Source organism: Deinococcus aquaticus (assembly GCF_028622095.1).
Lineage (GTDB): Bacteria > Deinococcota > Deinococci > Deinococcales > Deinococcaceae > Deinococcus > Deinococcus aquaticus.
Genome location: NZ_CP115165.1, coordinates 2,871,141 through 2,896,620, shown reverse-complemented (window position 1 = coordinate 2,896,620; position 25,480 = coordinate 2,871,141). Strand labels below are relative to the sequence as shown.

At 69.8% G+C, this 25,480-nt stretch carries 19 protein-coding genes; 9 read left to right on the top strand and 10 right to left on the bottom strand.

Going from position 1 to position 25,480, the window contains the following annotated elements; all coding sequences use genetic code 11:
* The first annotated feature begins 85 nt into the window (after positions 1 to 85).
* A complete protein-coding gene (locus M8445_RS14005) occupies positions 86 to 3,358 on the top strand; it encodes a UvrD-helicase domain-containing protein (protein WP_273988509.1) in 3,273 nt (1,090 codons plus the stop codon).
* Positions 3,359 to 3,374: 16 nt separating this feature from the next.
* On the opposite strand, the gene M8445_RS14000 is transcribed toward M8445_RS14005, so the two are convergent.
* The 5 genes from M8445_RS14000 to M8445_RS13980 all read right to left on the bottom strand — a co-directional run bounded on the left by M8445_RS14000 (position 3,375) and on the right by M8445_RS13980 (position 8,533).
* On the bottom strand, positions 3,375 to 3,860 hold the full coding sequence (locus M8445_RS14000) for an NUDIX hydrolase (RefSeq protein ID WP_273988508.1): 486 nt from the start codon (positions 3,858 to 3,860) through the stop codon (positions 3,375 to 3,377).
* 110 nt (positions 3,861 to 3,970) lie between these two features.
* Complete coding sequence (locus tag M8445_RS13995; protein WP_273988505.1) at positions 3,971 to 5,365, bottom strand: hypothetical protein; 1,395 nt, start codon at positions 5,363 to 5,365, stop codon at positions 3,971 to 3,973.
* 99 nt (positions 5,366 to 5,464) lie between these two features.
* The gene (gene nudC / locus M8445_RS13990) at positions 5,465 to 6,292 is read right to left on the bottom strand and encodes an NAD(+) diphosphatase (RefSeq protein WP_273988504.1); all 828 of its coding nucleotides are present in this window, start codon (positions 6,290 to 6,292) and stop codon (positions 5,465 to 5,467) included.
* Positions 6,289 to 7,428: a vWA domain-containing protein gene (locus M8445_RS13985; protein WP_273988502.1), complete on the bottom strand. Its 1,140-nt coding sequence runs from the start codon at positions 7,426 to 7,428 to the stop codon at positions 6,289 to 6,291. Before M8445_RS13985 ends, nudC begins: the two co-directional genes overlap by 4 nt.
* Before the next feature lie 79 nt (positions 7,429 to 7,507).
* Positions 7,508 to 8,533, bottom strand: coding sequence for an ATP-binding protein (locus M8445_RS13980; protein ID WP_273988500.1), 1,026 nt, complete (start codon positions 8,531 to 8,533; stop codon positions 7,508 to 7,510).
* A 247-nt stretch (positions 8,534 to 8,780) separates the two neighbouring features.
* Here M8445_RS13980 and M8445_RS13975 point away from each other — a divergent pair, with 247 nt between their 5' ends.
* The 3 genes from M8445_RS13975 (at position 8,781) to M8445_RS13965 (ending at position 14,302) form a co-directional block, all read left to right on the top strand.
* The gene (locus tag M8445_RS13975) at positions 8,781 to 12,101 is read left to right on the top strand and encodes a heterodisulfide reductase-related iron-sulfur binding cluster (RefSeq protein ID WP_273988498.1); all 3,321 of its coding nucleotides are present in this window, start codon (positions 8,781 to 8,783) and stop codon (positions 12,099 to 12,101) included.
* A gap of 147 nt (positions 12,102 to 12,248) precedes the next feature.
* Positions 12,249 to 13,094, top strand: coding sequence for a DegV family protein (locus M8445_RS13970; RefSeq protein ID WP_273988496.1), 846 nt, complete (start codon positions 12,249 to 12,251; stop codon positions 13,092 to 13,094).
* 143 nt (positions 13,095 to 13,237) lie between these two features.
* Complete coding sequence (locus M8445_RS13965; protein WP_420704108.1) at positions 13,238 to 14,302, top strand: serine hydrolase; 1,065 nt, start codon at positions 13,238 to 13,240, stop codon at positions 14,300 to 14,302.
* A 66-nt stretch (positions 14,303 to 14,368) separates the two neighbouring features.
* On the opposite strand, the gene M8445_RS13960 is transcribed toward M8445_RS13965, so the two are convergent.
* Complete coding sequence (locus M8445_RS13960; RefSeq protein WP_273988490.1) at positions 14,369 to 15,388, bottom strand: DHH family phosphoesterase; 1,020 nt, start codon at positions 15,386 to 15,388, stop codon at positions 14,369 to 14,371.
* A gap of 139 nt (positions 15,389 to 15,527) precedes the next feature.
* Here M8445_RS13960 and M8445_RS13955 point away from each other — a divergent pair, with 139 nt between their 5' ends.
* From M8445_RS13955 to aceA, 3 genes are all read left to right on the top strand, one after another.
* Positions 15,528 to 16,241: a hypothetical protein gene (locus tag M8445_RS13955; protein ID WP_273988488.1), complete on the top strand. Its 714-nt coding sequence runs from the start codon at positions 15,528 to 15,530 to the stop codon at positions 16,239 to 16,241.
* A gap of 108 nt (positions 16,242 to 16,349) precedes the next feature.
* The gene (locus tag M8445_RS13950) at positions 16,350 to 17,006 is read left to right on the top strand and encodes an HAD family hydrolase (protein WP_273988487.1); all 657 of its coding nucleotides are present in this window, start codon (positions 16,350 to 16,352) and stop codon (positions 17,004 to 17,006) included.
* A 273-nt stretch (positions 17,007 to 17,279) separates the two neighbouring features.
* On the top strand, positions 17,280 to 18,587 hold the full coding sequence (aceA, locus tag M8445_RS13945; RefSeq protein WP_273988485.1) for an isocitrate lyase: 1,308 nt from the start codon (positions 17,280 to 17,282) through the stop codon (positions 18,585 to 18,587).
* A 132-nt stretch (positions 18,588 to 18,719) separates the two neighbouring features.
* Here the strand turns inward: aceA and M8445_RS13940 are convergent, their stop codons facing one another.
* The 3 genes from M8445_RS13940 to M8445_RS13930 form a co-directional block, all read right to left on the bottom strand.
* A complete protein-coding gene (locus tag M8445_RS13940) occupies positions 18,720 to 19,013 on the bottom strand; it encodes a hypothetical protein (RefSeq protein ID WP_273988484.1) in 294 nt (97 codons plus the stop codon).
* Positions 19,014 to 19,220: 207 nt separating this feature from the next.
* Positions 19,221 to 19,685 (bottom strand): cytidine deaminase, encoded by a 465-nt coding sequence (gene cdd, locus M8445_RS13935; RefSeq protein WP_273988483.1) that lies wholly within the window; start codon positions 19,683 to 19,685, stop codon positions 19,221 to 19,223.
* Positions 19,678 to 21,015 (bottom strand): hemolysin family protein, encoded by a 1,338-nt coding sequence (locus M8445_RS13930; RefSeq protein ID WP_273988481.1) that lies wholly within the window; start codon positions 21,013 to 21,015, stop codon positions 19,678 to 19,680. The genes cdd and M8445_RS13930 overlap by 8 nt, the downstream gene beginning before the upstream one ends.
* A 370-nt stretch (positions 21,016 to 21,385) precedes the next feature.
* Here M8445_RS13930 and M8445_RS13925 point away from each other — a divergent pair, with 370 nt between their 5' ends.
* The gene (locus M8445_RS13925; RefSeq protein ID WP_273988480.1) at positions 21,386 to 22,405 is read left to right on the top strand and encodes an MDR family oxidoreductase; all 1,020 of its coding nucleotides are present in this window, start codon (positions 21,386 to 21,388) and stop codon (positions 22,403 to 22,405) included.
* A 65-nt stretch (positions 22,406 to 22,470) separates the two neighbouring features.
* On the opposite strand, the gene M8445_RS13920 is transcribed toward M8445_RS13925, so the two are convergent.
* Positions 22,471 to 24,621, bottom strand: coding sequence for a S8 family serine peptidase (locus tag M8445_RS13920; RefSeq protein WP_273988479.1), 2,151 nt, complete (start codon positions 24,619 to 24,621; stop codon positions 22,471 to 22,473).
* Positions 24,622 to 24,755: 134 nt separating this feature from the next.
* On the opposite strand from M8445_RS13920, the gene M8445_RS13915 reads away from it, so the two are divergent.
* Positions 24,756 to 25,343, top strand: coding sequence for a metal-binding protein (locus tag M8445_RS13915; RefSeq protein WP_273988478.1), 588 nt, complete (start codon positions 24,756 to 24,758; stop codon positions 25,341 to 25,343).
* Positions 25,344 to 25,480 lie beyond the last annotated feature (137 nt).

The following is a 25,480-nucleotide window of genomic DNA, read 5'->3' as shown; positions in this document are numbered from 1 at the left end:
GCCCGGGAACACGGCCGGCCCCGCCCATCACACCCAGGGCAGGCCATTACGCCCAGGGCAGAACGCTGCCTGATACAATTCCCAGGTGAACCCGCCCGACCTGCTCGCCCAACTGAACCCCACCCAGGCACAGGCCGCCGACCACTACACCGGCCCCGCCCTGGTCATCGCCGGCGCCGGCAGCGGCAAAACCCGCACCCTCATCTACCGTATCGCCCACCTGATCGGCCACTACGACGTGCAACCCGGCGAGATCCTCGCCGTGACCTTCACCAACAAAGCCGCCGCCGAGATGCGCGAACGCGCCAGCCACCTCGTCCCCGGCGCCCAGAACCTCTGGATGAGCACCTTCCACAGCGCCGGCGTGCGCATCCTGCGCGCCTACGGCGAACACATCGGCCTCCGGCGCGGCTTCGTCATCTACGACGACGACGACCAGCTCGACGTCCTCAAAGACATCATGGGCAGCCTCCCCGGCATCGGCCCCGACACCAACCCCCGCGTGCTACGCGGCATCCTCGACCGCGCCAAAAGCAACCTCCAGACCCCCGCCGACCTCGACCGCGCCCACGAACCCTACCTCAGCGGCATCCCCAGAGAAGCCGCTGCCGAAGCCTACCGCCGCTACGAAACGCGCAAAAAAGCCCAGAACGCCATCGACTTCGGCGACCTCATCACCGAAACCGTCCGCCTGTTCCGCGAAGTCCCCGCCGTCCTGAACGCCGTGCAGAACCGCGCCCGGTTCATTCACGTCGACGAGTACCAGGACACCAACAAAGCCCAGTACGAACTGACCCGCCTGCTCGCCTCCAGGGACCGCAACCTGCTGGTCGTCGGAGACCCCGACCAGTGCCTGCCGCCCGGCACCCTGATCGGCACGCCACAGGGACCGCGCCCCATCGAAACCATCGCAGAAGGAGAGACCGTGTGCGGCGTCGGCGCGTCCGGCACGCGCCTGCCCGCGCAGGTCACGCACGTCAAACGCGGTCACTCCAGCGGACCACTCTGGAACGTGCAGACTGAGGCGCACACGCTGCGCGGCACGCCGCACCACATCGTCCTCGCGCGGCACCAGCCCATGCAGGGACAGTGGTACGTGTACCTGATGTACCGCGAGGACCGCGGCTACCGCGTGGGTCTGACTGTCGGCGCGAGGCAGAACAGCGAGGGGCAGACCGACTACGGCTACCGCGTCCGCCTGAACCAGGAAAACGGAGACAAGGTCTGGGTCCTGCGCGTCTGCGACACCCGCGCCGACGCCGCGTACTGGGAAGCGCTGTACGCCGCCCGCTACGGCCTGCCCACCGCGCTGTTCCACGGCGTCGGCCGGAACCTCGCCATGGGCGACGATCACCTGCAACGCCTGTTCCGCGAGATCGACACGCCCGCTGCCGCCCGCCGCCTGATGACGGACCTGCACCTGCACCCGGACTTCCCGCACCACCGCCCGCAGAACGGCGTGCGCCGCCAGAGCTTGAACCTCATCATGTTCCAGGACCACCGGCACGGCAGCGTCGGCTACCACCGCATCCAGTGGAGCAGCAACCGCGCCGACATCGCCGCGAAACTCACGGACGCCGGGCATCCCGTCCGCACGAACGGACGCGGCGGCTACCGCCTCGAACTCAGCCGCAAGGACTACCCACAGGCCCTGGCCGAGGCCCGCCAGATCGCGCAGGACGGCGGCCTGGAACTGCAACGCAAAGCCCACATCGGCGGTGCCATGTACGCCTTCACGCCCCTGTCACACCTGCACCCCGGCATGCTCCTGCTGGCCGATACCCCACACGGCCTCCAGGAAACAGCCGTCACGCAGGTCACGCAGGAACACTACGACGGCCCCGTGTACGACCTGACCGTCACCCCCACCCACACGTACCTCGCGGGCGGCCTGCTCGTCCACAACAGCATCTACAAGTTCCGTGGCGCGGACATACAAAATATCCTCGATTTCCAGAAGGACTACGCCGACGCGAAGGTCTACATGCTGGAGCACAACTACCGCAGCAGCGCCCGCGTGCTCGGCATTGCCAACCGGCTGATCGAGAACAACGCCGAACGCCTCGACAAGACCCTGAAAGCCGTCAAGGAGGACGGGCCGCCCGTCGTGTTCCACCGCGCCACCGACCACCGCGCCGAGGGAGACTTCGTGTCCGAGTGGATCACGCGCCTGCACGCCCGGGAAGGCCTTCCGCTGACGGACATGGCCGTGCTGTACCGCACGAACGCGCAGTCCCGCGTGATCGAGGAGAGCCTGCGCCGCGTGCAGATCCCCGCGAAGATCGTGGGCGGTGTGGGCTTCTACGACCGGCGGGAAATCCGCGACATCCTCGCGTACGCCCGCCTCTCCATCAACCCCAGTGACGACGTGGCCCTGCGCCGCATCATCGGGCGGCCCCGGCGCGGCATCGGCGACACCGCCCTCACGAAACTCCTCGACTGGGCCGCCGCGCACCGCACCAGCCTGCTGGAAGCCTGCGCCCGCGCCGACATGGACGGCATCCTCGACCGTGGCGCGCAGAAAGCCGTGGATTTCGCCGCGCTGATGCACGCCATGAGCGACGCCGCCGACAACTACGAACCCGGCCCGTTCCTGCGCTACGTGATCGAAACCAGCGGGTACCTCGACCTGCTCCGCCAGGAAGGCCCGGAAGGACAGGTCCGCGCCGAGAACCTCGATGAACTCGTGAACGCCGCCGAGGAATGGTCACAGGAGAACCAGGGCACCATCGGCGACTTCCTCGACGACGCCGCCCTGCTCTCCAGCGTGGACGACATGCGCACCAAACAGGAGAACAAGGACACCCCCGAAGACGCCGTCACCCTCATGACCATGCACAACGCCAAAGGCCTGGAATTCCCGGTCGTGTTCATCGTGGGCGTCGAGGAAGGCCTGCTGCCCAGCAAGGGCGCCATCGCCGAGGCGGGCGGCATCGAGGAGGAACGCCGCCTGTTCTACGTCGGCATCACCCGCGCCATGGACCGCCTGTTCCTGACCGCCGCCGAGAACCGCATGCAGTACGGCAAAACCAACGCCGCCGAGGACAGCCGCTTCCTCGAAGAAATCGAAGGCGGCTTCGACACCGTCGACCCCTACGGACAGGTCGTCGATTACCGCGCCAAAACCTGGAAAACCTACCGCCCCACCGTCCCCACCGCCAGCGCTGTCAAGAACACCAGCCCCCTCACCGCCGGCATGGCCTACCGGGGCGGCGAACGCGTCCGTCACCCCAAATTCGGCGAGGGACAGGTCCTCGCCGTCGCGGGCATCGGCGACCGGCAGGAAGTCACGGTGCACTTCCCGACCGCCGGAACGAAAAAACTCCTGGTGAAATTCGCGAACCTCTCACCCGCCTGAACGCCGGGCCGGGGCGTTACCCTTCGTGGTTGACGATGTGGCGGATTTCGCCGGGTGGAACGTCCAGCAGGTCGCGGATGACCAGCGGGTAGACCGGGGTGGATTCGGTGTCGTTCAGTGGGAGCCAGTGGCAGGTCACGCCGGGGTTGTCCTGCACAGTGAATGGGCTGTCCGGCAGTTCCGCTGGGGCGGGCGTGTGGTAGTAGAAGCCGATCTCGTGCTGGCGGCGTTCGGTGGGGCCGAAGAAGCTCTCGACCACGCCGACCAGTCGCAGTGGGCCGGGGGGCAGGCCTGTTTCTTCCGTCCATTCGCGGGCGGCGGCGGTGGCGGAGTCCTCGCCGGTGGTGACGGCCCCGCCGGGCAGGTAGTGAAAGCCGATGCCGGGCTCGGTGTTCGTGAGGAGCGTGTCGCCGCGCGTGCAGAGGATGCCGACCCGCACGCTGAACTTCACGTCGCCCAGGGGGAGGCGGATGTCAAACGGTCTCCGATTGGATGGTTGCATAACCATTCAATCCGAGCGGAGCGAGTAGGAGGGAGACGGATTCCGGGCGTGGAGTTGGCAACCCGGTGCCCCTTCCGGGGTGTTAACGAAACAGACGGAATCCGTCTTGGTCATGCGCCAGCTTCGGCGCGTACGCTGGCGTCCGGGTCGGCGCGCAGGCGCTCGCGCAGGGTGGGGGAGAGGTCGGTGCGTCCGGCGAGGGCGAGGCGCACGCCGTCGTCCGGGTCGGCGGCCAGCGTGTCGTGCGTGCTGTCCGGGAGGTTCGGGTGGTGCGCGGCGGCGCGGCGCACTCCGGCGTTCGGGTCGCTGGTCAGTCGGGTCAGGATGTCCGCATTGGTGGCGGGGGCGTACGCGACGGCGCGGCGCACCTCGGGGTTCGGGTCGGCGGCCAGCCGGGACAGCAGGTCGCCGCTCAGGTCGGGCCGCACGGCGAGCACGGTGCGCACGTTCGGGTCCGGGTCGCCGATCAGGGCGGCCAGGACGGCCGGGCTGAGGTGCTCGGCGCTGGCGACGTGCAGGCGGATGTCCTGTTCGGGCGCGCGGGCCAGCGTCAGGACGGCTTTGTCGGGCAGGTCGTTGCGTTCCAGCACGGCGCGGCGCACGGTTTCCGTCTCGTCGGCGGCCAGTCGGATCAGCGTGTCGGGGGACGTGTCGGGTCGGCGGGCCAGGGCGGCGCGCACGTCCGGGTCGGCGTCCAGTTCGGCGCGTTCCAGCCACGCGGCCGGGACCGTCCAGCCTTGCAGGGCGGCGGCGCGCACCACGGCGTGCTCGCTGGTGGCCAGCCACTCACGCACGCTGCGCGGCAGGTCCACGCGGCGGGCCAGGGTGGCCAGGACGTCCGGATCGCCGTCCGTGCCGAGCGTCAGCGCGCAGTCCAGCGGCAGGTCCAGTCGCCGTGCCACGCCGGCCCGCACCAGTCCGTGCGAGTCGGTGACCAGTTCCCGCAGCGCGTCGCCCGGCAGGTCGGCCCGCGCCGCGACGGCCTTGCGCACGTCGTAATCGTCATCGGCGGCCAGTTGCCGCACCAGCGGTTCCGGCAGAGTTTCACGCCGCGCGACGGCTTCCCGGATCTGCCACCCGGCGTCTGCGGCCAGCGCTGCCACGCGCGCCTCACTGAGGTCCGCGCGGCCGGCCAGTGCCGTGCGCACCGCGTAATCCTCGTGCCGCAGGGCCGCGTCCAGCACCCAGGCGGGCGACCCCTCCGCGTTCAACAGCGCGATCACGCTGTCCGCCGGGAACGACGTCAGCAGGTTCGGCCGTGCCAGTCGCATCAGCGGTAACCCCGGGTTCGCCAGCACGTCCGCCGGGTACGCCGCTGCCAGCGCCCCCAGAATCTCCGTGGGGGTGTTCGGGTGCCGCGCCACCAGCGCACGAACCCGTGAATCCGGATGCGCCGAGAGACCGGACAGGGTGTCAGCCGTGGCGCGCGGACTGGCCGCCGCCTCCAGCGCCCCCTCCACCCCCAGGATCGTCAGGGTGCGCGGATCAAGGTCGGAGAACGTCATGCGCCCGATCATGCCACGCGGGGAAGGAGGAGGGTGTGGGCAGTGGGAAGTGGCCAGGGGGTGGGGCTGGCGGTCACGCCGCGCACACGCGGCCGCCCATCACCCATCACCCAGTGCCCTCTGCACGGCCTGGTCGATCAGGGCGCGGGCGATGCTGACCCGGGGCGGCAGCCCAGGCAGCGCCGTGACCGGGAAGAAGCGGGCGTCCTGGATCTCGCCGGGTTGCGGGGTGATCTCGCCTCCCTGGTAGCGGGCGGTGAAGCCGATCATCAGGGAGTGCGGGAACGGCCACGGCTGACTGAACGCGTACTGCAGGTCCGTGACGGTCACGCCGACTTCCTCGGCAATCTCGCGGTGCGCGGCGACCTCCAGGGTTTCGCTGGGCTCCACGAATCCGGCGATGGCGGAGTACATGCCGGGCGGGAAGTTCGGGCCGCGCGCCAGCAGCACCTCGGTGTCCGGGCCGTGCCCGCGCGTGATGAGGACCATCGCGACCGGCGCGACCCTCGGGTAGGCGGTCAGGCCGCAGTTCGGGCATACGCGGGAGCGTTCGTGCGCGCTGTCCTGCATCGGCGTCGCGCAGCGTCCGCAGTAGCGGTGCGTGCGGTGAAACTCCAGGATCTGCGAGGCGTACCCGGCCACGCCCATCAGCGTGTCGCCCAGCGTTCCGAACGCCGAGCGGACCGGGACACTCACGAACCCGCCGGGCAGGTCGCCGTCCAGCGCCGCCGTGAACATGGTCCGGCCGTCCAGGCTGCCCAGGCCGCTCGTGTCGGTCACGGGAAAGGGCGCGGCGGGGCCGGTGGGCAATCCCTCCTGCGCGGTCAGGATCAGGCGGTGTCCGTCGAATACGAACCACACGCTGTCCGGGCCGGGCGCGGCGTGCGGGTCACGCTGGAAGGCGTCCGGGAGGCTGGTCGCGTTCACCCGTGTTCCTCCAGGCGCAGCACGTCCCCGAACGGGAAGCCCTCGTCTTCCAGACCGCCGGGCGGCACCACCCACAGCGTCGGCACGCGCGGGGCCTGCTCGGGGAAGTCGCCGTAGCCGTCGGTCAGGTAGATCAGGACGTCCGGTTCGTGTGCGTCCAGCAGTGCGAAGATCGGGCGGAAGTCCGTGCCGCCACCCCCCTGCGGGGGCGGGATCTCGCCGCCGGGCGACAGGTCGTGCGGGCCGTACGCCTCGGTGTCCGCGTAGTACAGCGTGGCCCGCACGTGCGGGTACGCGCCCAGCACGCCCTGCACCTCGCCCACCAGCGCGCGCACCGCGTCGTCGTCCACGCTGCCGGAGGTGTCCACGGCGATCAGGGCACTCAGGGATTCGTCGTCCAGCGCTTCGAGGTACAGGCCACGCCCCACGAAGCGCCGGTCGAACCCGCCGAAATCGACCGGGGTGCGCGCCAGGAACCGCCACAGGTGCGCCCGCCAGTCCAGCCGTGCGGGCGCCAGTCTCATCAGTTCGCGGTGCATGCCCAGCGGGTCGTCGCCCTTCCCGCCGCTCATGGCGTCCACGCTACGGGCCTGCGCCAGAGCCTGCTGCCACTGCCGCGCCACGTTCGAGGAGGGCTTCCCGTTCCGGGGCGGGGCGTCACCGGGCGGGCCGTCCAGCAGGTCGTCGCCATCCTCGCCGTCCCCGTCCGGTTCGCCGTCCAGCGCGGTGTACACCTCCTCGACACTCAGTTTCTCCAGGTGCTCGTCCCGCGCGGCCCCGGCGCTGCTGGGCGGCGTGGGCAGCCCGGCGGCCGTGACCATGCCGTTCACGATCAGGTCCGCCGAACGGTTCCAGCGTTTCTTCTCACGCGGGCCGCGCCGCTGCACGTGCGACAGCGCCGCGTGCAGGACCTCGTGCAGCAGCAAGCCGTCCAGCACGTCCGGCGCCAGCCCGGCCGCCACCTCCGGGTTCACGTACACCCGCTCCCCGTCCGTTCCGGCCGCCGCGACCTCCCGTGACGGCACGAACTCCGCGTGCAGCAGCAACGTCGCGAAGAACGCCGACTTGCCCCGCAGCCGCAGCCGGGAGCCGGAGATCAGACGCTGGAATTCAGGGGTGACGGGAACCGGGGTCATGGTGTGACCGCCGCAGATGGCAGATGGCAGAAGGCCAGAGGCACCATTCGCCATCTGCCATCTGCCTTCTGCTCGCTCCTCACGCGCTTTCCGTGAGGCTCAGCGTGCTCTGCACGAGCGTGGCGAGGCGTTCGTCGCGGCCGATCAGGTCGGCCAGGTCGGCCAGTTGCCCGATGGCCTGGAATTTGCTGACCAGGGTCGCCACGTACAGTTGCAGCCACTCGGGTCCGGCGTTGTCGGCCAGCCACGTGAAGGCGTGGTGGGCCTCGTCGGCGCTCTGCGCGCGGGCGGCCAGACCGACGACGGCGGCGTAGCGGACGCTGGGTTCGTCCGGCAGGCGCAGGCCGGCGCCGCGGCCTTCCAGGACGGTGCCGAGGTCCGGAAGCTGCTCGTACAGACGCACGAAGGCGCTGAATTCCGCTCCGGCGGCGTCCCCGATGGCGGGCGTGGCGTCCAGTCCGGCGCGGTGCAGGCGGGCGGCCATCTCCCAGGCGCGCGGGCTGGGCCACGCGGGCTGCTGCGGGTCCAGGCGCCACAGCAGTTCGGGCCGGAAGGTCAGGAACGCGATGACGTGCTCGTGCAGGCCGCGCGCCAGGGCGTACGCGCGCCACGAGTCGAAGTCCGGGCGGACCGTGAGGTGCAGGAAGCGGTTGGCGAGGGGGGCGGGCATGTCGAACACGCTGGCGCGGTCCTCCTTGCGGTTCCCGGCGGCCCACACGAACCACCCGTCGGGCAGCACGTAACTGCCGACCCGGCGGTCGAGGATCAGTTGCTGCGCCATGCCCTGCATGGTGGGGGGGGCCATGTTCACCTCGTCGAGGAACAGCACGCCCTGCCCGCCGCGCGGCAGGAATTCCGGCGGGTACCAGCGGGACACGCCGCCGCCCTGCCCGTCGGCCTCGGGAACAGGCAGGCCGCGCAGGTCGGTGGGGGCCAGCTGCGAGAGCCGGACGTCCACGAAGTCCAGGCCGTGCCTCTGCGCGACCTGCGCCACGACGCTGCTTTTGCCGACGCCGGGGGGGCCCCAGATCATGGTGGAGAGTTTCAGGTCGCCGGTCACGAGGGCGCTGAGGTACGTCTGAAGTTCGTTCGCAGTGAGACTCACGGGTTCACGCTACCGCACCGCGCCGCCTGGAACGGTGCGAGCGGTGCCGGGCGGGCCTTGAATGTTCGGGGTGGGGTCGGTGGTACTGCCGGCCCGGCCGGGGGAGGGCCGCTGGCGGGCGCGGGGGCGGGCTGGGGGGGTATGGTGAGGGTGATTCCCTGATGCCCGGCATCCCCTATACTTTCCCCATACTTTGACTCGGTACAAGTTTTCGCCCGTCTCGTTTCCTGCCTGAAGGAGTTGCCCCTTGCTGCCCCTGATCCACCAACTGCTGTTCTTCATCTTCGCCCTGATCGCCGGCGGCTTCGGCCTGTGGGGCTTCTACCGCCTGTACCGCCGTGTGGCGCGCGGCGCATCCGCCAGCGAGGACCGCGCCGGGAACCCCGTCCAGCGCGTGCTGTACGCCATCCGGGTCAGCCTGACCCAGGAGCGCACCTTCCGCCGCCGCACCACCATCAGCGTGCTGCACAGCTTCATCTTCTACGGCTTCGTGTACTACCTGCTCGTAAACGTCGTGGACGGCCTCGAAGGCTACATTCCCTTCCACATCTACTCCAAGGACAGCCCGCTGCTCGCCGGGTACAACTTCCTGGCCGACCTGCTCAGCATGCTGGTCCTCGTGGGGGTCATCAGCCTGCTGATCCGCCGCCTGTTCCTGCCGAGCAAACGCGACTTCCGCTTCACCGACAAGACCCTGCTGCACCCGCTGCTGCGGGCCAACTACATCCTGCGCGACAGCCTGATCGTCTCTTCGTTCATTACCTTCCACGTGGGCAGCCGCGTGCTCGGCAACGCCGCCAAGATGGCCGAGGAATCCCGCGTGCTGGGCGGTTACGACGCCTTCCAGCCGTTCAGTAGCGCCCTGGGCCGCGCCCTGTTCGGCGGTGCCAGCGAACAGGCCATCGAGGGCTGGCGCATCTTCGGGTACTGGGGCGCGCTCGGCAGCGTCCTGGCGTTCCTGGCGTACTTCCCGTTCACCAAGCACATCCATATTTTCATGGCGCCCCTGAACTACGCCCTCAAGCGGCCCGTCGGCAGCGGCGTCCTGCCCCCCATGAAAGGGCTGGAAGAGGCCATGGAGGCCGACGAACCCAAACTGGGCGCCGAGAAACTCGAGGACCTGGAATGGCCTCGCCTGCTCGACGCGTACTCCTGCATCCAGTGCAACCGCTGCCAGGACGTGTGCCCGGCCAACGCGACCGGCAAGGCCCTGAGCCCCGCCGCGCTGGAAATCAACAAACGCATGGAACTGAACGTGATCGCTGCTCACCCCAGCCCTTTCACGCTCAAGCCCGCGCCCTTCGAGGGCGGCGCGGCTACCCAGCACCCCCTGCTGGAATTCGCTATCAACGAGGAAAGCGTGTGGGCCTGCACCACCTGCGGCGCCTGCATGCAGGTCTGCCCCGTGCAGGACGAGCAGATGCTTGACATCATCGACATCCGCCGCCATCAGGTCATGGTGGCCGGCGAGTTCCCCCCGCAGCTCCAGACGGCCTTCCGTGGCATGGAACGCGCCAGCAACCCTTGGGGCATCAGCCGCGACAAGCGCCTCGAATGGGCCGAGGGCCTGAAAGTCCCCACCATCGACGAGAACCCGGAACCCGACGTCATCTACTGGGTCGGTTGCGCCGCCAGTTACGACCCCGGCGCGCAGAAGGTCGCCCGCTCCTTCGTGCAGCTGCTCGACAAGGCCGGCGTGAACTACGCCGTGCTGGGCAAGAAGGAAGCCTGCACGGGCGACAGCGCCCGCCGCGCCGGCAACGAGTTCCTGTACCAGACCCTGGCCGCCGAGAACGTCGAAACGCTGAACCAGGTGGCCCCGAAACTGATCGTCGCGACCTGCCCGCACTGCATGAACGCCATCGGGCACGAGTACAAGCAGCTGGGCGGCGACTACCGTACCATCCACCACACCGAGTACCTCGAAACGCTGGTCGCCGCCGGGAAACTCCCCCTGACGCAACTCGACCAGAACGTCACGTACCACGACCCCTGCTACCTGGGCCGCCACAACGGCGTGTACGACGCGCCCCGCAGCCTGATCACCCAGATGGCGGGCGAGGTGCTGGAACTCGAACGCAGCCGCGAGAACTCCTTCTGCTGCGGCGCGGGCGGCGCGCAGTTCTGGAAGGAAGAGGAAGAAGGCAGTGAACGCGTCAGCGACAACCGCTTCCGGGAAATCCAGGCCCGCCTCGACACGGCCAAGGAGGTCAGCGCCGAGTTCGAGCAGACCGGAGAGGTCGCCCCCGGCAAGGTCCTGGCCGTCGGGTGCCCGTTCTGCAAGGCCATGATGAACTCCAGCCCCGAGAAGCAGAAACGCGACGACATTATCGTGAAAGACGTGGCGGAACTGATGCTTGAGAGCGTGCAGCGCGCCGACGGCACCTGGCATCAGGCCGCTCCCACCGGCCCCGTCGCGGGCGCAACCCCGCTGGAGCAGCCCGAAGTGGCCAGCGCCCCGAACGCGCAGACGCCCATGGACCGCACGGGCGACCGCCCCGGCGCCGGAGCCCCCGCTGCCGTGGTCGGCGAGACGGCTGCCGCCGTGATCAACGCGCAACCCGGCAGTCCCGACGCCACCCAGGGCACGCAGCCCGAAGTGCAGGCCGCACACCCCGAAACCACCGCCCGCAAGAGTTGGAAGCCCAAAGCCGCCAGCGGCGACGACGTCCAGACCGCCGCCCCCACCGCCGAAACCGCGCTGGTCCCCGCAGCGGACGCGGCCCCGGCCCGTAAGAGCTGGAAGCCGAAAGCGGCAGACGACGTGAGTGCGGCCCCTGCGGCGACTGAAGCGGCGGCTCCGACCCCCAGTGCACCGGCTGACGCGCCCGCCCGCAAGGCCTGGGCGCCCAAGGCGAAGGCTACCGGCAGCGACGACGTGAACCCCGCGCCCGTTCTGGCAGAAGCCCCCGCTGAGGACCCGGCCCGCAAAGCCTGGGCTCCGAAAGCCAGAGCAGCAGAGACCAGCAAATCAGCAGAGACCAGCACTGACGAGGCCGGGGCGACCGTCCAGGCAGCCGCCGGCACCCCTGCACCCACGCCCGCAGCGGGCGAGCGTCCCAAGTGGAAGCCCGGCGGTGCGAAGGCAGCCGCCCCGGCCAGCGAGACGCCCGCCGCGCCCGTGACCGACGCGCCTCCCGCCTCCCAGCCCGCCGAACCCGTTCAGGTCACCCAGGCCGTTGTCTCTGCCCCGACTGGCGAGCGGAAGAAGTGGGCTCCGAAAGCGAAGGCGGAAGGCGAGCAGGCGGCCCCCACGACCGAAGTAGCGCTCGCCCCGGCCGAGGCGACCCCGGCCACGCTGGCGGAAGTGCCTGCCGCGCCGGCCCCGACGGGCGAACGCAAGAAGTGGAATCCCAGGGCGACTCCTGTCTCTGCTGCACCCACCGCCCCGGCTGCGCCCGCTGCTGTTGCTGCCGCGCCCGCACCCGAGGTGGCCCTTATCACCGAGCACGTGCACCTGGAGCAGGTGGGCGAGAACTCGCTGGAGGAAGGCCAGCAGGCCACCACGGCCCCCGACGCGCTGCCTGCCACGGGCCGCAAGAAGTGGGAGCCGAAGAAAAAGAGCTGACAGCGGCCTCTGCGGAGGCTATGAAAGGGAGAAGGGCGCGCCGGAACACTGTGTTCGGCGCGCCCTTCCCGGTGCGGTTCGTGCCGGGTGGGGGTGCGCGGCGTGGATGCTGGGCAAAATGATTGTGTGTCACGCTAGTATCAGGGAATGACCATTGCAATCGTCACGGATTCAACGAGTGACCTGAACGCCGCCCTGTGCGCGCAGGTGGGTGTGACCAGCGTGCCGCTGTACGTGCTGTTCGACGGCAAGATGCACAAAGACGGCCTGGAGATCACGCCCGGCGACCTGTTCGCGGGCCTGAAGGCCGGGAAGAAGACGCCCTCCACCTCGCAGCCCAGCCCGGCCGAGTTCGCGGCGGCGTACACCGAGGCGCTGAAAACGGCGGATGAGGTGCTGAGCATTCACATCAGCGGGCAGATGTCCGGCACGGTCGGCAGCGCCCGGCTGGCCGCGCAGGAGTTCGGCGGGAAGGTCACGGTGCTCGACAGCCGCTCGGTCACCATGGGCCTGGGCCTGCGCGTGCTGCGCGCCGCTGAACTGGCGAACCAGGGCCTGAGCGTGCCGCAGATCGTGGAGAGACTGGAGGCGCTGCAGAAGGTCGCGGATATCCGCTTCACGGTGGATACCCTGGACTTCCTGCGCATCAACGGCCGCATCGGGGGCGGGCAGGCGCTGCTGGGGAGCCTGCTGAACATCAAGCCCATTCTGGTCGTCAAGGATGGCCGCGTGGATTCTGGCGGGCGCGTGCGCGGGCACAAGAAGGCCATGTCGGACATCGTGGATTACGTGAAGAAGTACGCCGCGCAGCACGGCGGGGCGCGCGTGGCGATCATGTGCACGCCCGGCGGCGAGGAGTTCGTGAAGGAGGTCCGCGCGGGCCTGAGCGGCGTGTCCTTCGAGGACATGGGCGATCATCAGATCGGCGCTGTGGTCGCCACGCACGCCGGCCCCGGCACGGTGGGTGTGACCCTGGAACCCCTGCACGCCTGACGGTGCGCCGCTTCGGCACCACCCTGACCCTGCTGGCGCTGCTGTCACTGGCGGGGCTGCTGACGGCCTGCCAGCACGGCGGCTCCCATTCCGCTCAGTCCGGGGCCACCCAGTCCGGTGATGTGATCTCGCTGCGGCGCGAGGTGAGTCCCCCGCAGGCGCAGGTACTCGGGGACCTCGCGGCGCGTGGCGCTGACGGCTGCCTGCTGGGCGCGCCGCCCGTTCCGAAGGCCCCGCCGCCACCGCTGCCGCTGACGGGCACGCTGGGCTTGTGGGTGGCCGAGGTGGACCCCGCGACCCTGCAACCCCTGCGGGCCGTGGGTACCAACCCGGACTCCGCGTTTCCGCTGGCCAGTACCTACAAGCAGGCGGTCCTGTGGGCGGTGCTGCGGGCCGTGGACGCCGGAACGCTGAAACCGTCCGAGCGCTTCGACGTGACGCGCGACAATCAGAGCCTCGGCAGTTACCCCTTCGACGGCTCCAGCGTGCGCACGCTGGCGGAACGAATGATCCGCAACAGCGACAACACCGCCACCGACATCCTGCACCGCCGCGTGGGCTTACCGGCCGTGCAGAACGTCGCGGACGACCTGGGCCTGTGCCGCACGCGCCTGATCATGCCCACGCGCGACTGGTGGGTCATGCAGGCCGGACTGTCCCGCACGTTCAGCGGCACGGGACGCTGGGCGGCCGCGACCGGCGGGGACCGCGAGCGGCTGGCGCTGCTGATCGACGCGGACGCCCGCGCGTACCGCGCCGATTACCTGCAACGCCGCCTGGACGAGTACTTCGACCGCCGGTACGACCCGGCGCTGGATCTGATCACCCATAACGTCAGTACGCCGTACGAGTTCGGGACGCTGGTGGCCTCCGAGTTCCTGCGCAGCGGCCTGTCCGGCACGTCGCAGCGGTGGCAGCGGCAGGTCATGGCCCTCGGGTACGGAAAGTCGGCGCTGAAGCTCACGCACCGGGGCGGCGCAGCGTACTTCGGCGGCAAGGGCGGGAACGGCTGGCGGCTCCTGACGTACAGCGGATACGTGGAAACCACCGACGGGCGGCATCTGGTGTACGCCTTCATGCAGCGGAACGCCGCGCAGACGTACACCATGCCGAACACCCGCCGCGCCTTCGCGTGGATCAACGCCGGCATTCAGGCGGTGCTGGACGCCCCTGAAACGCCGGCGGGGGCCAGCCCCGCCGCTCCCTGACACAGCCCCCTGAACTGCGCCAGAGGCCCCAGGTCAGTGCCGAAGGCCTCTGCTGGCGCACTGCGGTTACGCCCCGGCGCTGCGTTCGGTGTCCACGCGGGCCAGTTCGGCGGTGATGGCGGCGTTCAGGCGCTCCATGACCTCCGGGAACGGTGCGGCTACGCTGGCCCCGGCGGCCGGCACGTGCCCGCCGCCGCCCAGGGCCACGGCGACGTTCTGCGCGCTGAACCCGGCCCGCGACCGCATGGAGAGCTTCACGCGGTCCCCGTAATCCTTGACCATCACGGCCAGTTGTGTGCCCTCGGCGCTGCGCATCAAGCCCACGTAGGATTCCACGTCCTCCCAGGCGGCCCCGGCGCGGTCCAGCATCGCCTGATCCACGCGGGCCAGCACAACCCGCCCCGCGTGCAGGAACTGCATGGTGCCCAGCACCTCGCGCAGCAGGTGGTAGTAGGTGGGCGGGTTCTGGCCCAGCTGGTCGTTCAGCCAGCCCAGCCGCGCCCCGTGGGCGCGCAGCCGCGCAGCGACCGTGAACGTTCCGGGGGTGACGCTGTCGAAGCGGAAGCTGCCGGTGTCGGTGTTCAGGCCCAGCATCAGCGGGGTCGCCATCGCCTCGGTCCAGGTGACGCCCAGTTCGTCCAGCAGGTCCGTGATCATCAGGGCCGTGGCGGGCCGCGAGGGGTCCACCAGCAGCGCGGTAGCGCGCCGGGCGTTCGTGCCGTGATGGTCGACGTTCACGACCGGTCCCGTATACCCGGTCAGGTCCAGTCCGGCCACGCGGACCGGGTCGTTGTTGTCCACGTCCAGTACCACGACCAGCGCGCCTTCCGGCACGGCGGGCAGCGGCTCACTCAGCTCGCCGGGTTCCGGCAGGAACTTCAGGTAACGCGGGACGGTCATGGGCGCGGTCACGTCGCGGCCCAGGCTGCGCAGCGCCCGCGTGAGGCCCAGCACGCTGCCCAGGGCGTCGCCGTCCGGGTTCTCGTGCGAGAGGATCACGAAGGGGCCGGTGTGGTCCAGCAGCGTGCGGGCGACCTGTTTCAGGTCGGCGTGGTACTCGGGGCTGGCGGTGTTCTGCGCGGTCATCGCCGCTCACTGTACCCTGCGGCTCCAGGGGGGACGCTGGCCGCCCGGCAGTACGGGCCCTCAGCGCTGATCCCCACCGCCGGACACCCCCCCGACCCCCCCGCTGACAACGTGACGCGGGCACAGTATGCTGCTGCGCGTGCCCCGCCGTCTGAATCTGGCCGCCCTGACCAACGAGGAGCTCCAACTCCTGGTGGGTGAGGACCGCGCCGTGGGCCTGCTGGCCGACATCAGCCGCGCCCGCATGGAGGGCCACGCCGTGCCCGGCCCCGAGGTGCACGACACCCTGACCTTCGACCGCTTGGAGGAACGCGCCTGGGGCAGCACGCCCGAGCAGTCGCGCGCACTGGGTGCCGCGCACGCGGCGCTGCTGGCCCTGAACGCCGAGTTTCACGGAACGTTCTACCTGCCGGTCATCAGTGAGGTGCGGCACCTGCGCGCGTACACCCTGGAACCCGACACGACCGCCGCGCTGCGCTGGAGTGAAACGCCGGAATCCGCCCGCACAGGCCGCGCGTACCTGCAACTCCTGACGTGGCTGCGGGACCGCGCCAGCGGCGTGGCCTGCGTCCTGACGACCTCGTCGCCCACCCTGTCATCCCCGGCGCTCAGTGAGGAACTGGATCAGCATCACCACCCGGACACCAGCCCCGCCGAACTGCTGGCCCTGCACCGCGCCTACGTGCTGCGGCACGGGCGCGGGCAGAAACTGGGCGCGGAAGCCGACTGGGCGCGTCCCTGGCAGGCGTCCCACGCGCTGAACCTGAGCGCCTGGGTGCGGCGCGGCCTGCTGATCGACGACCCCGCCCAGCCCGCCACCGACGGCACGCAGAGAGCCCGTACCGGCAGCTGAGCGGCCGGCCGTGCAGGCCACTGATCCGGGCGGGCCCCGACCCAGGTCTGAGCCCAGGTCTGAACAGAGGCGGCGTGCGTGCCGTTCCAGTGCGGCACAATCGGCAGCATGACCGATTCAGCCTCCCACCCGCAGTCCACGCAGTCTCACGCTCAACCTGACCTTGCCGGGCGGCACGTCGCGTTCGACTGGGGCGGCGTGTTCACGGTCGGCACCTTCGACGGGCGCAGCACGCAGAACGTCGCGGACCGCAGCGGCGTGCCCGTCGAGCGGGTGCGCGACAGTTACTTCCGGCACGTGCGGCAACTGGAGGTCGGGGCCTGGAGCCTCCCGCAGTTCTGGACGGTCATTCAGGAGGAAGCCGGGGTGCCCATGCCCTACGAGGAGTTCGAGGAACTGTACCTGGGCAGCATCATGGACAACCCGCCCATGTACGCCACGCTGGCCGCACTGCCGCAGACTGTGCGCGTGGGCCTGCTGAGCAACAACTACCCGGTCGTCAGTGATCACCTGCGCCGCGACGCCCGTTTTGCGCGCTTTCACCAGCCGGTGTTCAGCAACGAACTGGGGCACAAGAAACCCTCGCCGGAATCCTTCGCGGCGCTGGAGCAGGCGATGGGCGTGCCCGCCGCGCAGGTGGCTTTCGTGGATGACGTGCAGGAGAACATCGACGCTGCGAACGCTGCCGGATTCCACGGCATCCTGTACAGCCACGAGGCGCACCCGGCCTTCGAGCAGGCTCTTCAGGAGTGGCTGAACGACTGATCCACTGGCCCCCGCCGTTCCCCTGTCTGCCCCCGCCCGGTCCGCGCGACCCGGTGGGGGTTTTCCTGTGTTACGCCCGTGCAGGGTGGTTTACCTGACTGGGTGGTTTACCCGACCGGACCAGAAGTAAACCACCCCTGGCGGCCCGGCTGCCAGCGCACAATGCCCCTACAGAAACCACGCGGGGCCACCCGCACCGCCCACACACACCTACAGACACCGCCTTCCCACCGGAAAGCGGATCACCCCCAGCACACCCCCAGGAGGACCACCATGACCACCAACCCCCGCACGCCCGCCGAGATCCTGGAAAAAACCTGGCAGACCGAGGAACGCTGGCAGGGCATCAAACGCAACTACGGCGCCGAGGAAGTCGTGAAACTGCGCGGCAGCCTGCCCATCGAGTACACCCTGGCCCGCCACGGCTCGCAGAAACTCTGGCGCCTGATGAAAGACGAACCCTTCGTGAACGCCCTGGGCGCCCTGACCGGCAACCAGGCCATGCAGCAGGTCAAGGCCGGCCTGAAAGCCATCTACCTGAGCGGCTGGCAGGTCGCCGGTGACGCCAACAACGCCGGGCAGATGTACCCCGACCAGAGCCTGTACCCCGCCTCCAGCGTGCCGGACGTCGTCAAGCGCATCAACAACACCCTGCGCCGCGCCGACCAGATCCAGCACAGCGAAGGCAAGAACGACGTCGATTACTTCGCGCCCATCATCGCCGACGCCGAGGCCGGATTCGGCGGCCCCCTGAACGCCTTCGAACTGATGAAAGCCATGATCGAGGCGGGCGCCGCCGGCGTGCACTTCGAGGACCAGCTGGCCAGCGAGAAGAAATGCGGTCACCTGGGCGGCAAGGTCCTCGTGCCTACCAGCCAGTTCATCCGCACCCTGAACGCCGCGCGCCTCGCCGCCGACGTCAGCGGCGTGCCCACCGTCCTGATCGCCCGCACCGACGCCGACGCCGCCAACCTGCTCACCAGCGACATCGACGACAACGACCGCCCCTTCTGCACCGGCGAACGCACCCCCGAAGGCTTCTACTACGTCAACCCCGGCATCGAGCAGGCCATCAGCCGCGCCCTGGCCTACGCCCCCTACGCCGACGTGATCTGGTGCGAGACCAGCGTGCCCAACCTCGAAGACGCCCGCCGGTTCGCCGAGGCCGTCCACGAGAAGTTCCCCGGCAAGCTGCTGGCCTACAACTGCAGCCCCAGCTTCAACTGGAAGAAAAACCTTGACGACGAGACCATCGCCAAGTACCAGGTCGAACTGGGCAAGATGGGCTACAAGTTCCAGTTCATCACCCTGGCCGGCTTCCACAGCCTGAACATGAGCATGTTCGACCTCGCCTACGGCTACGCCCGCAACCAGATGACCGCCTTCGTGGAACTCCAGGAACGCGAATTCGCTGCCCAGGAACGCGGTTTCACCGCCGTCAAGCACCAGCGCGAGGTCGGCACCGGGTACTTCGACCTGGTCGCCCAGGCCGCCGGCGGCGGGCAGAGCAGCACCACCGCCCTGGCTGGCAGCACCGAAGCGCAGCAGTTCGGCAAGGAACTCGCCGGAGCGCACGACTGAACGCCTGACCACCCACCGCAGCGTGCGCGCTGCGCCATGACCGCCCAGAAGGGGGAGAGCCGATCACCGGTTTCTCCCCCTCAGGCGTTCCCTGCCCGTCAGAACACGGTGCCTGTCAGATCACGGTGCCGCTCAGGGCGACGGGCAGGGCTCGCCGCGCGTGATCGTCGTCTGTGTCCGTACCACCGAGTAATCCCCGGTCTGCGGACTGAACTGCACGTACTCCCGCTGCCAGCGGCACGACAGGCGACCTTCCCACGACCGTGTCGTGGCGATGACGTGCCACTCCGTCCAGAAACTGTCGGTCATGGGAGTCACGGTGCCCCCCAACACGGCGCTCCCTGACCCGGCTGCGCCCGCCGACAGCCCACCCATGCCCATGCCAACCACGCCCACCAGCAACAGCCGCATCAGTCCTTTCTTCATGGCCTACCCCCGCAGGTCACGTACCTGCACGCGAACGTCCCGGCGAACCGGTACCCTGGCAACAGCGACTTCGATTTCGATTGGAACGCCCGCAGTGTAGGGGGCCGCCCGCAGCCGTTCAAGCGACATTGCTCCCTGAAGGGCGCGCCAGCAACAGCAGAGGCCTCGCCCGCGTGGTGCGGCGAGGCCCCTGCCGGGTGCAGCGGGTTACTCGGTGCCGACGGCGTGCCCGTCGTCGCGTTGCTCCAGTCGGAAACCGTGCGGTAGGAAGTCCTTGACGTAGCCACTGATGATGTCGCCGTGCTGGTTCACGCACACCACGCGGGCGTCCGGCGCGAATTCGAACAGCACCTGACGGCACGCGCCGCAGGGACTGGCGGGCGGCGTGGCTTCCGAGTACACGACGATGTCGGCGAAATCGCGCCGCCCGGCGGTCGCCATGGCCTGCACGGCGCTCTGTTCGGCGCAGCGGCCCAGGCCGTAGCTGGCATTCTCGACGTTCGCGCCGAAGTACACCTGCCCGTCGGTGGTGCGCAGGGCCGCGCCCACATGAAAGCGGCTGTAAGGCGCGTACGCCTGCTTGAACGCGGCCCTGGCGCCCTCCAGCAGTTGCGGGTCGGGGGTGAGGTTCAGGGCGTTGCTAGGGCTGGGCATCTGGTGGGGGTTACTCATGGGGTTCTTCCTCGGGGTCCAGGGGGTCGTGGTGGGGGGCGCGTTCCACGCGGACGCGGGTGACGCGGCGCTGATCGGCGTCCTCGACGGTAAAGGCCCAGCCTTCATGCACGAAGCTCTGGCCGGTCGCGGGAATGTCTCCGAAGTGGTTGGTCATGAAGCCACTGAGGGTGTCGAATTCTCCCTCGCCGTCTTCGAGGTTGCTGCCCAGGTGCTCCTCGACCTCGCCGACGGTCAGGCTGGCGTCCATCAGGTACACGCCCTCGCTGATCACCTCGATCATGGGCAGTTCGTCGTCGTCGGTCTCGTCGTAGATTTCACCGACGATCTCTTCGAGGGCGTCTTCCAGCGTGACGAGGCCGGTCGTGCCGCCGAACTCGTCCACGACGATGCTCATGTGGCTTTTCTTGTCGCGCATCTTGGCGAGCAGGTCCTTGATCTTCATGCCTTCGGGCACGAAGTACACGGGGCGCATGATGTCCGCGATGACGGTGTGGTCCAGTTCGTCGAGGTGCCGGAGCATGTCGCCGGTGTGCGCGATGCCCACGATGTTGTCCGCGTTGTCCTGGTAGACCGGCACGCGCGAGTACCCGTGCTCGGTGTTCACTTCCAGCAGGCGGCGCAGCGGCGAGGCCCCGTCGACCACGATCATGTCCATGCGGGGCGTCATGACCTCGCGGGTGGTGGTGTCGGACAGGTCGAACACGTTGTACACGAGTTCCTTCTCGCTGTCTTCCAGCACACCTTCCTGACTGGAGGCGCTGACGATCATGCGGATTTCCTCTTCCGAGTACGCCGTGTGATGCCCGGCCACGCCGCGCAGCCCGAACAGGCGCACCACGCCGTTCCCCAGGGCGTTCAGGCCCTTGATGGCGTAGCGGAACACGGCCGTGAAGATCAGCAGGGGCCGGATGATGACCAGACTGACCTGCTCGCTGCGCTGCAAGGCCCAGCTTTTCGGGGCGAGTTCCCCGAACACGATGTGCAGGATGGTGCTGATCGCGAACGCCACGCCGAATGAGATGGCCGTGATCTGCGCTTCCGTGAACCGTCCCTCGCCGAACAGCGGGTGCAGCAGGTGCTCGATGGCCGGTTCGGCCACGAACCCGATGGCGAGGCTGGCCATGGTGATGCCCAGCTGCGTCGCGGCAATGTACAGGTCGAGGTTCTGAAGGGCACGCTGCGTGGCTTTCGCGCGGGCGTTGCCCTCGTCGGCCAGCTGATCGATGCGGGTGCGGCGCACGCTGACCAGCGCGAACTCGGCCGCGACGAAAAAGCCGTTCATCAGCACGAGGACGAACAGGGCGAGAATACCGAGAAGGTCATTCATGAATGGACGCGCTCCAAGTTTCGCGTCCCGGTCATCCGCGAGGCACAAGCTGCCCGCCCACGCCCGCTGGGGGTGGTGCGTCGGTGTCCGGTAGTAGTGGTAAGCCCATAGCAAAAAGCCGCCCTCAGGCGGAATTCACCGGGCGCGTGGGAAGAGCCAGAACTGGGAGGCTCCATAGCAGTGCGGAGTGTAACACACCCTCCCCGCCCGGCACGCCCGCGCCGCTCCCCCGGCAGTGTCCGCCGGACGGTAACGCGCGGCGCACCCAGGCCCGGCGCGCTACGCTGGAGCGGACCACACACGCAGTTTCAGCGGCCCGGCTTGCGCGCCCCGCCCGCCTTACTCCCCGCCCCCTTCCGGAGGTTTCCCCATGACCCAGCACGTCCCGACCAGCACCCTGCCAGTCACCTACCGCGCCCTGCGCGTCGAGAAGACCGAGGCCGGCATCCAGGCCAGCCTTCAGACCCTCCCCACCACCGACCTGCCGGACGGCGACGTGACCGTGCAGGTCACGCACTCCAGCCTGAACTACAAAGACGGACTGGCGGTCTCCGGGCAGCCCGGCGTGCTGCGCTCTTACCCCATGACGCCCGGCATCGACCTGGCGGGCACGGTCCTGGAGGACCGCACGGGCCGCTGGCAGGCGGGGCAGAGCGTGATCCTGACCGGCTGGGGCATCGGCGAGCGGCAGGACGGCGGGTACGCCACCCTGGCCCGCGCGAACGCCGACTGGCTGGTCGCGCAGCCCGCCGGAACGGACGCCCACTGGGCCATGAGCGTCGGCACAGCCGGCTTCACCGCCATGCTGGCCGTCATGGCCCTCGAGGAGCACGGCGTGACCCCCGGCGACGGCGAGGTCCTCGTGACCGGCGCGGCGGGCGGCGTGGGCAGCACCGCCGTGGCCCTGCTGGCCGCCGCCGGTCACACCGTGGTCGCCAGCACCGGCCGTCCGCAGGAGGAAGCGTACCTGCTGGGTCTGGGCGCCAGCCGCGTCATCGGCCGCGACGAACTCCCGGCCCTGAAACGCCCGCTGGAGAAGGAACGCTGGGCGGGCGTGGTCGACAGCGTGGGCGGCGCGACCCTGGCCGGCGCGTACGCCTCAACCCGCGCGCACGGTTCGCTGGCCGTCTGCGGACTGGCGGGCGGCAGCGAACTGAACGCCAGCGTGTTCCCGCTGATCCTGCGCGGCGTGAACCTGCTGGGCATCGACAGCGTCACCTGCCCCGCCCCCCGCCGCGAGGCCGCCTGGGCACGCCTGGCCCGCGACCTGAAACCTGACGCGCTGGCTGCCGTCACGCACACGCGCCCCCTGAGCGACGTGCCTGCGCTAGCCGGGCAGATTTTGGCCGGCCAGATCAGGGGCCGCACCGTCATCGACGTGACCGGCTGACCTCACGGCGCTAACGCAGGATGGGCGGCCCCGCGCAGGTGGGGCCGCCCATCAACCATCAACCATCAGCGGGCCTGCAGGTCCCCCAGGTCCACGCTGGGCTGCGTGGCCGAGAGCGTGAAGGTGCGTTCGTCGCGGCGTTCGCCGCTCTCGCCGTAAATGCCGTTGCCGTTGAGGTCCTCGCCGGCAACGGCGCGGTAGGTGCCGTCACCCAGCCACGCCTGGAAGCGGCCCAGGGCGTCCAGTGCAGGCTGGAAGGTCTGGCCGCGCGCGTCCTGCAGGCTCAGGCCGTGGCCGCTGCTGACGGCCGGGGCGTTCAGGGCGGCGGCAGCGTTGATCAGGCCGTACCCGAACTGGTCGTCGCGGCCGGCGGCGCCGAGGTCGGTGGCGGTGGCGTTCAGGCGGGCCAGAGTGCCCGCGGCGTCGGTGGTGACGCCTTTGGAGAGCAGCAGTGCGGCCAGCGCGGCGACCTGCGGGCTGGCCTGGCTGGTGCCGACTTCCAGTTCGTAGTTGGGTTCGTTCTTCTGATAGTCCCAGCTGGTCGAGAGGATCATGTCGGGGAAGGCCTGTCCGTTCAGGGTGCCGCCGTTGAAGGTGCCCTGGGTGTACGGGTCGGCCCCGCCGGGCGCGGCGAGCTGCACCTGCGGGTAGGCGTTACTGAACGCCGAGCGGATGGGGGCGCTGCCGCCGGAGAGCGTGACGCTCGCCACGGCGACCGCGCCGGGGCAGGCGGCGGGGTAGTAGGGGAGGGTGCCGTACCCGTTTCCGGCGGCGGCCACCACGAGACTTCCGGCGGCCGTGGCTTCCTGCACGGCGCTGCACATTTCCTGGGCGTTGGCGGCGCTGGTGGCCCCGCCGAGGCTGAGGTTGATGACCTGCGCCGCGTGCGGGGTGCGGGTCATGACGCCGTTCACGCTGACGGGCAGGCCGGCGGCGTACCGGATGGCGACGGCCACGTCGGATTCGGTGGCGTTGCCGGTCGCGTCGATCACACGTATGGGCAGGACCTTCACGTTGGCGTTGCGGGTCGCGCCGACCACGCCGGTCAGGCTGCACATGGCGCAACTGGCGTCGTTGAGGCCCCAGCGGGCGGCGATGATGCCGGTCACGTGCGTGCCGTGGCTGCCGGTGCTGCGGCCGGTCACGGCGGGGTCGGTGGGGTCGGTGTCGGGGCCGTCGCCGTCGCCGTTGCTGGTCTCGGTAATCAGGTCCATGGCGCCCTCGCCGGGCCGCCACAGTTGCCCTTTCAGGTCCGGGTGATCGAAGCGGATGCCGGTGTCTATCACGGCGACGGTCACGGCGCGGCTGTACGCGCCGCCTTCCATGTCGCGCCAGACCGCGCCGTACCCGGTGAGGGGGTAGGCCCATTGCAGGGGCGCGTACTGGTCGGTGGGCGTGACCGGCGCGGCGGTCGCCTGGGCGCGCAGGATCACGTCCGGCGTGACGGATTCCACGCTGGGGTCAGCGCGCAGGGCAGCCAGGGCGGCGGGCACGTCGTTGACCTGCACGGCCACGCTGCGGCTGCTCAGCGGGCGGATGGCCTGCCCGGTGATGCCGGCGCTGGTCAGGCTGCGGGTGGCCTGCCGGGTCACGGCCTGCAACTGCGTCTGCACCTGCTGGACCTGCGTCTGCGCACTCAGGGTGCCTGCGGCGGCCCGGTAGCGTACGATCACGCCGCTCGCCCCGGCCGCCGCCAGCGATGCCGTGTCGGTCCGGGTGGGCGGGGCCGCCGTGCCGATATCGTTCCCCTGCGCCTGGGCAGGGGCCGTCACCCGGCCGGTCAGGCTGTACTGCGTGGCGGTGACGGTCCAGGTGACGGTGCCGCTGCGGGCGGCGCTGCCTGTCCCGGAACTCCAGGACAGCGTCATGGGCGCGCTCAGCGTCTGCTGATCCGCGGCCAGCGGAGTGGCCAGCGACCGGTCGGCCGTGACCGTGAAGGCCACGTTCCCGCTGCCCGCCTGCTGGCTCAGGCGCAGCCACGCGGGCACGCTCACGGCCGACCACGTGCCGCTGAAGGGAACGTCCAGGGTGGCACTGGCGGCCTGCGCCAGCGGTACCGTCCGGTCAGCCAGGGTGGTGGGTGCCGGGCTGGTGGGCGCCGGGGTGACCGGCCCGGGAGCTGGGGCTGGCGGGTCGGTCGCGGGGGTGAGGTCGCAGCCGCTGAGGAGGGCCAGGGTCAGCAGACTCAGCAGGACAGAGGCAGGGTGGCGGGACATGTGCCGTACAGCATGACGGACGGCACCTGACGTTGCATGAACCCCGGCGGGTGAGCCGCTGGGGCCGGGCGAACGGCCCTCCAGGGTGAACTTTGGCACGGGCGCCGCGCCCGGCGGGTGGCACAATGGCGCGCGTGCCCAGCGGACGTGTTCATAACCTCATCAATATCGCGGCTTACAGCGTCCTGGCGGCGGCCACGCTGGTGGCGTCCCGTCAGGAGCTCGTGAGCGTCACCTCCGTGCAGGCCCTGAATTTCACGCTGGCGTACGCGGCCGGAACGTTCCTGCTCTCACCGGACCTGGACCTCGCCGAGGGCCGCGTGGACAGCAAACGGCACTGGGGCATCCTGGGGGTGCTGTGGGTGCCGTACGGCATGATGTTCAGTCACCGGGGTCTGTCTCACACCTGGATTCTGGGGCCCCTGACCCGCCTGGCGTACCTGGCGGTCATGGTGGCGCTGGTGGTGGGCCTCCTGAGTTACGTGGTTCCCACCCTGAAACTCCCGGCGCTGTCCGGGTCGCTGGACGTGGCCGTGCTCGCCCCGTTTGCGCTTGGGTACTACCTGAGTCAGTGGTTGCACCTGATCGCCGACGGGGTGCGCCCGGATCACGGGCTGCGGCGCGGGTACCGCAAACTGGATCAGTCGGGCCTGAGCCGGATGGGCCGCAGCCTGACCGGCAAGCCGGGCCGCGCCCGCGCCGGACGCAGCCGCCGCCGCTGACGGCACGGTCACCACTGACGGCACGGTTCCCGCGTACCAGCGTCTGCGCCTGCCTTCCGGGTGGGCCTTTCTGGCGGCGCGGGCCCTTTGCTACACTGCGGGCACAGGGGAGGGCCCACCCGGTTCCTGCCCGCTGC

Excerpts from the sequence above, each read along its gene's own strand:
- M8445_RS13940 (WP_273988484.1), bottom strand. The coding sequence starts at position 19,013 with ATGAAGAAAGGACTGATGCGGCTGTTGCTGGTGGGCGTGGTTGGCATG.
- M8445_RS13930 (WP_273988481.1), bottom strand. The coding sequence starts at position 21,015 with ATGAATGACCTTCTCGGTATTCTCGCCCTGTTCGTCCTCGTGCTGATG.
- aceA (WP_273988485.1), top strand. The coding sequence starts at position 17,280 with ATGACCACCAACCCCCGCACGCCCGCCGAGATCCTGGAAAAAACCTGG.
- M8445_RS13960 (WP_273988490.1), bottom strand. The coding sequence starts at position 15,388 with ATGACCGCGCAGAACACCGCCAGCCCCGAGTACCACGCCGACCTGAAA.
- cdd (WP_273988483.1), bottom strand. The coding sequence starts at position 19,685 with ATGAGTAACCCCCACCAGATGCCCAGCCCTAGCAACGCCCTGAACCTC.
- M8445_RS13985 (WP_273988502.1), bottom strand. The coding sequence starts at position 7,428 with ATGACCCCGGTTCCCGTCACCCCTGAATTCCAGCGTCTGATCTCCGGC.
- M8445_RS13995 (WP_273988505.1), bottom strand. The coding sequence starts at position 5,365 with ATGACGTTCTCCGACCTTGATCCGCGCACCCTGACGATCCTGGGGGTG.
- M8445_RS13920 (WP_273988479.1), bottom strand. The coding sequence starts at position 24,621 with ATGTCCCGCCACCCTGCCTCTGTCCTGCTGAGTCTGCTGACCCTGGCC.
- M8445_RS13950 (WP_273988487.1), top strand. The coding sequence starts at position 16,350 with ATGACCGATTCAGCCTCCCACCCGCAGTCCACGCAGTCTCACGCTCAA.
- M8445_RS14000 (WP_273988508.1), bottom strand. The coding sequence starts at position 3,860 with ATGCAACCATCCAATCGGAGACCGTTTGACATCCGCCTCCCCCTGGGC.
- M8445_RS13970 (WP_273988496.1), top strand. The coding sequence starts at position 12,249 with ATGACCATTGCAATCGTCACGGATTCAACGAGTGACCTGAACGCCGCC.
- M8445_RS13925 (WP_273988480.1), top strand. The coding sequence starts at position 21,386 with ATGACCCAGCACGTCCCGACCAGCACCCTGCCAGTCACCTACCGCGCC.